The 9,079-nt window shown below is 42.9% G+C and carries 3 protein-coding genes; all 3 read right to left on the bottom strand.

Annotated features, from left to right (window positions below; genetic code table 11):
• Window positions 1–412: 412 nt before the first annotated feature.
• The 3 genes from JGK39_RS32155 to JGK39_RS32145 all read right to left on the bottom strand — a co-directional run bounded on the left by JGK39_RS32155 (window position 413) and on the right by JGK39_RS32145 (window position 8,035).
• Window positions 413–6,169 (bottom strand): S8 family serine peptidase, encoded by a 5,757-nt coding sequence (locus tag JGK39_RS32155; RefSeq protein WP_293322618.1) that lies wholly within the window; start codon window positions 6,167–6,169, stop codon window positions 413–415.
• Window positions 6,157–6,300: a hypothetical protein gene (locus tag JGK39_RS32150; RefSeq protein WP_293322615.1), complete on the bottom strand. Its 144-nt coding sequence runs from the start codon at window positions 6,298–6,300 to the stop codon at window positions 6,157–6,159. The genes JGK39_RS32155 and JGK39_RS32150 overlap by 13 nt, the downstream gene beginning before the upstream one ends.
• Window positions 6,301–6,472: 172 nt before the next feature.
• Window positions 6,473–8,035 carry a DUF4114 domain-containing protein gene (locus JGK39_RS32145; protein ID WP_293322611.1) on the bottom strand — a complete coding sequence of 521 codons (1,563 nt, stop codon included), beginning with the start codon at window positions 8,033–8,035 and terminating at the stop codon, window positions 6,473–6,475.
• Between the last annotated feature and the right edge of the window lie 1,044 nt (window positions 8,036–9,079).

The following is a 9,079-nucleotide window of genomic DNA, read 5'->3' as shown; positions in this document are numbered from 1 at the left end:
AAGGCTAACACTGCATAATTTCAGCCCAAAAGCGTTTGGCTTCCAAGTTTTCACAACTGATAAAAAAATCCGACCCACATCTGCGGAATGTGGGTTATAGGTAAGTCTGAATAATTTTACAATACAATGAGCTGAAGATATCATCATCGCCGGATTAATTATAGGGACACTCCAGGAACCCATAGCTGTCAACAACCAGGTAGAACCAATAGCCCGACAGGGGTTTAAACCCCTGTCTCAAAGCGCAAGTCCTCTTAAAGAGGACTGAAGAACTCATTAGTCCTCTTTGAGAGGACTTTCGCTATTAGACAGGGAATTGATTCCCTGTCGGACTCGCGGGATAACCAACGGACTTGGCCGGCTTTCAGGCTTAAGTTGACACCAATGGCATAGGTGTCAACTTAATAAATTTCTAGGGAATAGGTGTAACTGTAACACTTATATTTCCAATTGCACCTACACTTAAAACTGTAAAACTGCCTTCAGTAGCAAAAGTCGAACCTTTAAAAGAATTATCAATTGCTTGGGCACTCCAGTAATAAGTACCCGGTTTTAAATTCTTAAGCGTCCAATTTTTATTTTGATTGACATTACCCATCTGGACTACTTTCCGCGTGCCATTGCTATTAGCCATCGGAGACATAATATCTGAACCTCCAGGAGTTGTTCCTACCCGCAAGTTATAAGTCAAACTGGCTTGCGGTGTTTCAGCATCAGTACCAGGGTTCCAGTTAAGGGTGACAGAATTGCCATTAACTGAAGAAATCAGCGCTATGGGTGGTGTGGGTGCTGTATTTAAAGTGAAAATGTTGTTTCTATAAACCTTGGTGCTACCAGATGAAACCCCCAATGGATTACCAGTCAAAAGAATATCTAGGTCGCTATCATTGTCATAGTCTCCCCAACTTACTGAACTACCAAACACTCCTTGCAAGTTGGTACTAATATCAGTAAAGCTGCCACCATCATTTCGGTAGAGTTTTGAGATACCGGATGGAAATTGATTGGAACCTGTCAAAAGAATATCTAAGTCCCCATCATTATCATAATCTCCCCAATCTACAGAGCTATAAAAAGCTCCCTGCAAGCCAGCATTAATCTCCGTGAAACTGCCACCATCATTACGATAAATCTTAGAAACAGGAGATGAACCATTACCTATTAAACCAGCTAAAAGAATATCTAAATCACCATCATTGTCATAGTCTCCCCAAGCTACGTCACCCGAAAAAACGCCTGTCAAGGATGCACCTATATCAGTGAAATTGCCACTATCATTACGATAAATCTTAGAGATACCTGACGAAAATGAACCGTCGGCATTACCGGTTATGAGAATATCAAGGTCTCCGTCTTTGTCATAGTCTCCCCAATCTGCTGAACCTAGCCAAACTCCCTGTAAATTAGCAGCGATATCCGTAAAGCTACCACTATCATTACGGTAGACTTTCGCGATCCTAACAGAGGAACCAGAAATAACTGTAGAACCTGACAGAAGTATATCAAGATCGCCATCATTATCATAATCTCCCCAATTTGCTGAACTTGCCCAAACTCGTTGCAAGTTAGCATTGATATCCGTAAAGTTACCACTATCATTCCGATAAACTTTCGATACTGAGTTTGAGCTATCATCCGAACCTGTTAGAAGAATATCAAGATCGCCATCTTTGTCATAATCTCCCCAATCTACCGAACTATTATTAACTCCCCTCAAAGCCGCATTAATATCCGTGAAGCTACCACCATCGTTTCGGTAAACTTTGGCTATAGAATTTGGACCCTTTGTGCCTGTCACAAGAATATCTAAATCACCATCATTATCATAATCTCCCCAGGTTGCTGAACTAAAGTAAACTCCTTCCAAATTAGCATTAATGTCGGTAAAGAGTTCTGTTGGTGCTTGATTAGCTACGATCGCAATTCCTTGAGAAAACTCCGAAGTGTTATTCTTCGGATCTGTAGCCGTAGCAGTAATAAATTGACCAATTGGCACAGCCACTGGTAACTTAATCTCAACAGTTGCATTACCACTGCCATCTGTCGTCACATTCTGGAATCCCAGGAACTTCTCTCCCTCACCATAACCGCCACCACCAAAACTACCATTACCAAAACCACCACTGCCAAAACCAGAGTCATCTAAAACCTTGTTAGAGAAGAACTCTACTCTAAATGTAGTATTGGGAGTGCTATTAATCTTCCCTTTAATACTCGTATTCCCACTACTAGAGATAGCTGAACTCAACTCTGGGAAATTCTGTAAATTGTTAATGCCTGTATCAGCATCTCCTAAATCATTCACAGTCAATCCATTATTTCCAAAACCGATACCCAAGAGGTCGTTGCCAGAGATAGAATTAGATAAGATAGCATTGCCAGTGGAACCGGAACCGTTAATAAAGATACCATTTTTACCATTACCGAATATCAAGTTGCCCGCCTCAATAGTTGTCCCCCCAACCGTGTTATTAATTGCGTCCAAAATAGCAATACCATTATTTGTATTGCCCAAATCTTTAGTGCCAGTGACATCGCTACCGATATAGTTGCCTTGAATCAAGTTGTTATTGGCCGTTGCTTCTGTAATGTAAATGCCAACATTATCATTGCCAGATATGATGTTTCGTGCTTTAACCGTTTTACCACCAATAATATTATTAGGACTCAAGATTGATATACCACTATAGCGGTTGCCTAAATCTTGAGTGCCAGTGACATCAGTACCAATGAAGTTTCCTTCAATGATGTTGCCACCATTATCAATCAATCGGATACCATCAACACCAAAACGGTTGATAGTTAATCCTCTGACTGTACTGTTGCCCGCAGAGATATATAGACCATCAACTGATACATTACTGCCATCTAATTCAATCACTGGACGATTTGAAAATCCCGGCTGAGTCGTGCCATCAATAATCGCTGAATCGGTAATCTGTGGCAGTGCTGATAGCGGCCGAATGGTAAAAGCATTAGTGCTGGTATTGTAGCCGGGATCGGTATTCGGAATCTTAAAGAGAACCGTATCATTCCCAGGAGTGCTATTAGCCCAATTTAAGACTGCCCGTAAACTCCCAGCCCCACTGTCTTTTGTATTGGTAACAACATTGGGAGATTCATCTAGCTCTAATCCGTAAAGATTCAGCTTCCAATTGTTCCACTCTCCTTTTAATTGGTTGCCATTGCGATCGCTAACTTGCAACTTCCATTCACCTTTTGATAACTCGCCCCAGTGTCGATTCGAGATAAACTTCCACTCTTTTGAATCAGGCACAATTTTATCGCTGTTGTTAGAATTTGGGATGTCAGGTATGGTATTTGCCAACACTGATTCAGTGCCATCTGGAGCAATAAGTTTAACTGTGAAATCACCCCAGTCTGGATGGGTAGCATCAAGAATTACTTCTGCTGTTTCGACAATAATATTCTTGGTAATTGTCGTCTTTGCTTCTATTCCAGTCATGCTACCATCAGGAATTGGTTTAATCACATTCTGCAAATTAGAAGTTACTAAAACTTGCTTACCGACTGGTGTCCAATTAACCGCAGCTTTCACCGCAGCGGCCGCATCAATCGCCCCAAAGCCTTGTTCGTAACTCACCCAAAATCCTGCTTTATTCTGCTCCCATTTTGGTCTCCCTTGGCCATCCTTGCCATTGAGATCATTTTTTTGAGCCGTCTTGGCTAAAATGTGCTGCTCATCGCGCATGGTTAGTTTAGGATTAGCCTCTAGCATCAAAGCAATTACTCCAGAAACTAACGGTGCAGCGGCAGAAGTTCCGCCAAAATCGTTAGCATAGCCACCAGAGCCATTTTCAAAAATATCTGTTGTGGTAATCCCTTCGGGGTTATTTGGAGCGCCATTATCGGAGGATGCGGAAATGAAAATTGCCGCTCCGGGTGTACTGTAAGTGACGTGATTTCCTGCTTTGTCGATCGCACCTACGGCGATCGCATTACGGGAACTAGCAAAACTATTATAATTGACATTCCCGTTAAAATTACCTTCATTCCCGCCAGCAAATACATAGGTATTTCCCAGCCCATTTCGACCTTTGGTAACTCCAGTTTCCAAGGCGTACAAAGCTAAAGGTTGCCGCCTCATATATTCAGGGCCCCAACTGTTATTGAAAATATCGATCGACTGATTGCGATTAGATTGTCCTGGTTGTGTCTTAGTATCGAACAAAGCATCAGCAACCTGTTTTCCACCACCGTCAACCTTGTAATTGAGTGGATCGGTGTTACCAAATAGTCGCAGTCCTGCTAATTTCGCTTCAGGGGCCACACCAACTATACCCTTGTCATTTTCAGTCGCCGCTGCAATCCCAGCAACAGCAGTTCCGTGAGGGTTAGCAGTGTTAATTTGTAATGTCCAGCGTTTCAAAAGCTCTTGGCTAAGCTGGCGCATTTCGTCGGCATCATACTCATCTGGATTGGGATTATTAATTTCTAATTGCCAATTTCCACCCGCATAACTCCCATAAAATTGACCTTGATTTAGATTGAAACTTTGAGGGCTACTTCCAGTCAAATTAAGCTTGACCTTTTGCGTGAATTTCAAATCATCCCTACCAGGCCACCATATTCCTGCACCAAAAGAAGTACGTCGATAAAAAAGATCGAATGCAGATTCGCTAGGACTGTATAGAAATACTTTTAACTCTTCAAGTTTGGGCAAATTAGGTGGTAGAGATTGACTGAACTCGAAACTAGCCTGAACATCTTTTACCATTCCCGTCAAATTCACAGGAATAGAAAAGTTGATACTACTCCAACTATTCACTTTTGGATTGGAAAGATCCGCTAAAAATGTAGTTGTGGATGTTGGCAAAGGATCGCTATCTTTATCAGTAAAATCCCAACTCAAATTAGAGTTGTACCGACTTGCTAAATCTCGGTGATTGTATTCCAAACCATCATCAACAATCCCAATAGTTACGCCCCTCCCTCGCACTGTTTGAGAAGTTGCAGGATTAATTACATCCCAAGTTGCGGGGACTTTTGCATTCTGTAAATTCCACTGATCTTTGTATAAGATATCCTTCGGTTCGTACAACAAATTTAATTTGACAGGAACTTGGGGGTAAGCATATTCTACTCCTGATAGTTTCGTTAACCGATCCGCCGCATCTTTTGGAGCTACTCCCTCTGGAAATTGCCAAACAAAAGTGTTAGGAATATGGCCAGTCTCCCCCTGATTTGTAGCACCAATACTAGCTGCTAACTGCTGTGAAGACTGTCCAGGTGTTACCCAAACAATCCACTCCTTGGTTTCAGCTAAAGCTTCTGGTGTGTAGCTGTCGAGATTTGCAGCACCTGCGATCGCCAATCTGACTTCATCAGACAACCCATCTTCACCCGGATCGCTAATCAGCGCAAACTTTTGACTCGCAACCGGGCTAGCACCACCTGCTTTATCATAGGCGATCGCCGATAATTGATAGCGCCCCGGTGCTAAACTGCTCAAATTATCACTAAAGTTAAATCGACCAACCCCATCGCTATCACTGGTAAATTCAGTAACATCATTAGCGATTTCAATTTTCTCACCACCTTCTTTTTGGAACCAGAAATCGACTTTAGCAATATCGCTGACTCCTTCTGTATCAAAAACCTTAGCGCCACTAAAGCTAATTTTTTCACCCTTGGTATAGAGAGGTAAAGTTCTAAATTGTAAATCCCCCGGCGCACTATTGACTAATAAAGTGCTGCTCGTTTCATTGCTAGCTGCACCAGATTTGTCGTAGCCGATCGCCCTCAAGCGATATCTACCCGCCGATAACCCACTCAACGTGTAATTAAAAGTTGCCCAACGATTGTCGGAACTGTCGGGAGTAAAAGTAGTAACATCATTAATATCCGTCCATTCTCCCCCATCTTTCTGCAACCAAAAATCTACTTTGGCTAAAGTATCAGCTCCATTAGCATCAAAAATTTTGCCATTTGTTAGCGGAATTGCCTCATTGGGTTTAGCAATATTTGGCAGGCTAAATTGCAAATTTTCTGGCGATCGGTTAACCGGAGTTGGAGTTGGCGGTGTAGGAGTTGGCGGTGTAGGTGTCGGAGTTGGCGTAACCGTAGCTTCTTTGACAATAAAGCTTTTGAGTACCGTCTCGCTGGTAGCGCCTGCTTTGTCATAGGCGATCGCCTTTACTTGAGCCATTCTCCGCCTTCCTTCTTTCTAGAAAATTCTACTTTTTCCAGGTTATCAACACCGTCGGCGTCGTAAACTTTACCGCCTGTAAAGCTGATTGTTTCTCCCACTGTGTAAGCAGGTAAAACATCAAATTGCAAGTTTTTAGGAGCTGTGTTTGTTGGCGGTGTCGGAGTCGGGGTTGGCGGTGTAGGTGTCGGGGTTGGCGGTGTAGGTGTCGGAGTTGGCGTAACCGTAGCTTCTTTGACACTAAAGCTTTTGAGTACCGTCTCGCTGGTAGCGCCTGCTTTGTCATAGGCGATCGCCTTTACCTCATTTGAGCCATTCTCCGCCTTCCTTCTTTCTAGAAAATTCTACTTTTTCCAGGTTATCAACACCGTCGGCGTCGTAAACTTTACCGCCTGTAAAGCTGATTTGTTCTCCCACTTTGTAAGCAGGTAAAACATCAAATTGCAAGTTTTTAGGAGCTGTGTTTGTTGGCGGTGTCGGAGTTGGCGGTGTCGGAGTTGGCGGTGTCGGAGTTGGCGGTGTCGGTGTCGGAGTTGGCGTAACCGTAGCTTCTTTGACAATAAAGCTTTTGAGTACCGTCTCGCTGGTAGCGCCTGCTTTGTCATAGGCGATCGCCCTTAATTCATAATTCCCCGCCCCTAAAGCAGGTAAAGAATAACTAAAAGTTGCCAACCCCTGACTGCCGGCTGTAAAATTCGTTGCATCTGCTAAATTAGTCCACTCATCGCCTGCTTTTCGCAATGATAATTTTATTCTGTCTAGGTCGATCGCCCCATTACCATCGACCACTTTTCCACTTGTTAACTCAATCGTTTCACCAATTTTATAAATGGCTTTTAAATCGAACTGTAAGTTTTTCGGCGGCGTATTTATTGTGGGATTAGATTTGAGAAAATCGATAAATTTCTTCCCGCCCTCAGAAGTAGTCCAATCCTTAGCAGGATTAATTACTTCTTTCAACGATACCGCTTTGCCGATCGCACCTGTCAACTTAAAAATAACATCCTGATAATCGCCATCCGAACCCGTATCAACCCGCTGATCCTCTAGGGAAAATACCAAGCCACCACCATCAACGTCCGCTATTTGACCGTACAACCAAGCATCATTTGGGTTGAGACTAGATAACGAAAACAGCGGGCGCTTATCTCCACCAATATCGGGATTGTTAAAAACCTCTTGCACTGTACCATTTGGCACCAACATTACAGCATAAGCCTTTCCGGGAGTTGTGGTAAATGTCTTCACGCCCTGATACGGCCCATCATTATAATTTTCTTCTCCCAAAGTGCCACGAAATAGAGGATTTCCCCCCTCTACGGATTCAGAAATCGTGATATGACCCAATACAGAATTACTCAGCGATCGTCTGGCAGCTTCCTTCATAAATTCCTTATAATCTGAAGCAAATCGCTCCATACCATCGAGACTAAAAATAGCTATTTCCCCTTGATATCTGCCGCCATCGTTGAGAAAATCGAAGCCTACTTCACTTTTTTGCGAGACAAAAAATCCCGCATCAACCCCCAAACCGCTTAACGGATCGATTCTACCATCGGCAGTTAAACTGACTTGATAATTTGTGTAGCCGGAAACAGGAGAAATATTTAAAATATAATCCGCCGCCCCTAAATTATCGATGTTAATAATTCCAGTTTTTACGTCGCTAGTTGAAATACTTTTGATTACCTTCCCTTCTTTGTCGCGCAGTTCCATATTGATATCGCCACTAACACCGATCGCGGAGATGCGGGCGCTACCCATCCTGGGAAGACTGAAAAAATAGCTATCTTTAGGATCGGTGTTATCCGTAGAACCGATCGAGAAATAGTTATCGTTGAGGCTACCGATTTGAATATTGGACATTTTATACACCCCTTTCCTTAATCAACTTAGGTTTATCAAAAAACAACGACCCGCAAATAAATACAGGTATGGCGAATTTTTAATACTTAAACTGTCGTTTAAGATGCTTTGCCTCACTCAGAATGATAATATGAGGCTTTAATGGATGAATCATGAAAATATTTTTGACGAACTATATTATTAGGCATTTTTTCTCTCCTGTCAATCGATATTTTGATGAAGACTTGATGAAGGCTTTATGAAGATTTGACAAACCATTTGAGTTTTTACTCCTGTTTTGTATAAGTTCGATCGAACGCTGGTAATTTGCAATTTGTCAACTGGTAAGACAGAATTTTTAGTGGTATTTTATAAAACAATCCTGGCAATTTCTAGCGATCGCACGCAGGGCAAAAAACCCAGTTTCTGTTGTTGATGCACGAGTCCCACAGCCAGCGAGGGTTAAAGGTAGAGTTCCCGTCACCCTCAAAAATCGGCCGTTACTTATCTATCTGGAAGCAGGCGTTAGTTTTATGCAGAATGCTGCCTAATCTTCATAAAACTTTATAAATTGGAGAATGGAGCCGGGAGAAGTGGGGTCAGCAAGGGATCTCGCCAAAACATTCTCGAACCGGAACTTACCCCCACACGGCGAAGTTTCGTTGTTGTGGCGCGCCCTCAACCTTGCCGAACCGCCCCCCACACGGCGAAGTTTCGTTGTTGTGGCGCGCCCTCAACCTTGCCAAACCGCAACTGCCACCGTACCCACAGCCTCTACCCATGGGTAATAAGTTAAGCCTGTATGGCAGTTGTCAAGGGGATACCAGAAATCGGACTTGTTCTTTGCGGGCGATCGATTATTCAGCAAACCCTAAGCTGTTTCGCATTTAAACTAGGATTTTTGAGTGCTGAAACCGCAAGCCTAGCCGAGATAGCTCGATCGATTTAAATGTAAAACAGCTTAATTAAATAGGGCTTGCCGAAAAAGCCTAAAACCTTTACAGAGAAAGACTTTGACTGGTTTGAACGCTCCGCGTGTGCAAGCTTATGAGCTAAAATCTGTCC

The sequence above is a fragment of the Microcoleus sp. PH2017_12_PCY_D_A genome (assembly GCF_020738565.1).
Lineage (GTDB): Bacteria > Cyanobacteriota > Cyanobacteriia > Cyanobacteriales > Microcoleaceae > Microcoleus.
The sequence above is the reverse complement of the archived record's forward strand: the minus strand, read 5'-3'. Positions and strand labels throughout refer to the sequence as shown.

Excerpts from the sequence above, each read along its gene's own strand:
- JGK39_RS32155 (WP_293322618.1), bottom strand. The coding sequence starts at position 6,169 with ATGGCTCAAGTAAAGGCGATCGCCTATGACAAAGCAGGCGCTACCAGC.
- JGK39_RS32145 (WP_293322611.1), bottom strand. The coding sequence starts at position 8,035 with ATGTCCAATATTCAAATCGGTAGCCTCAACGATAACTATTTCTCGATC.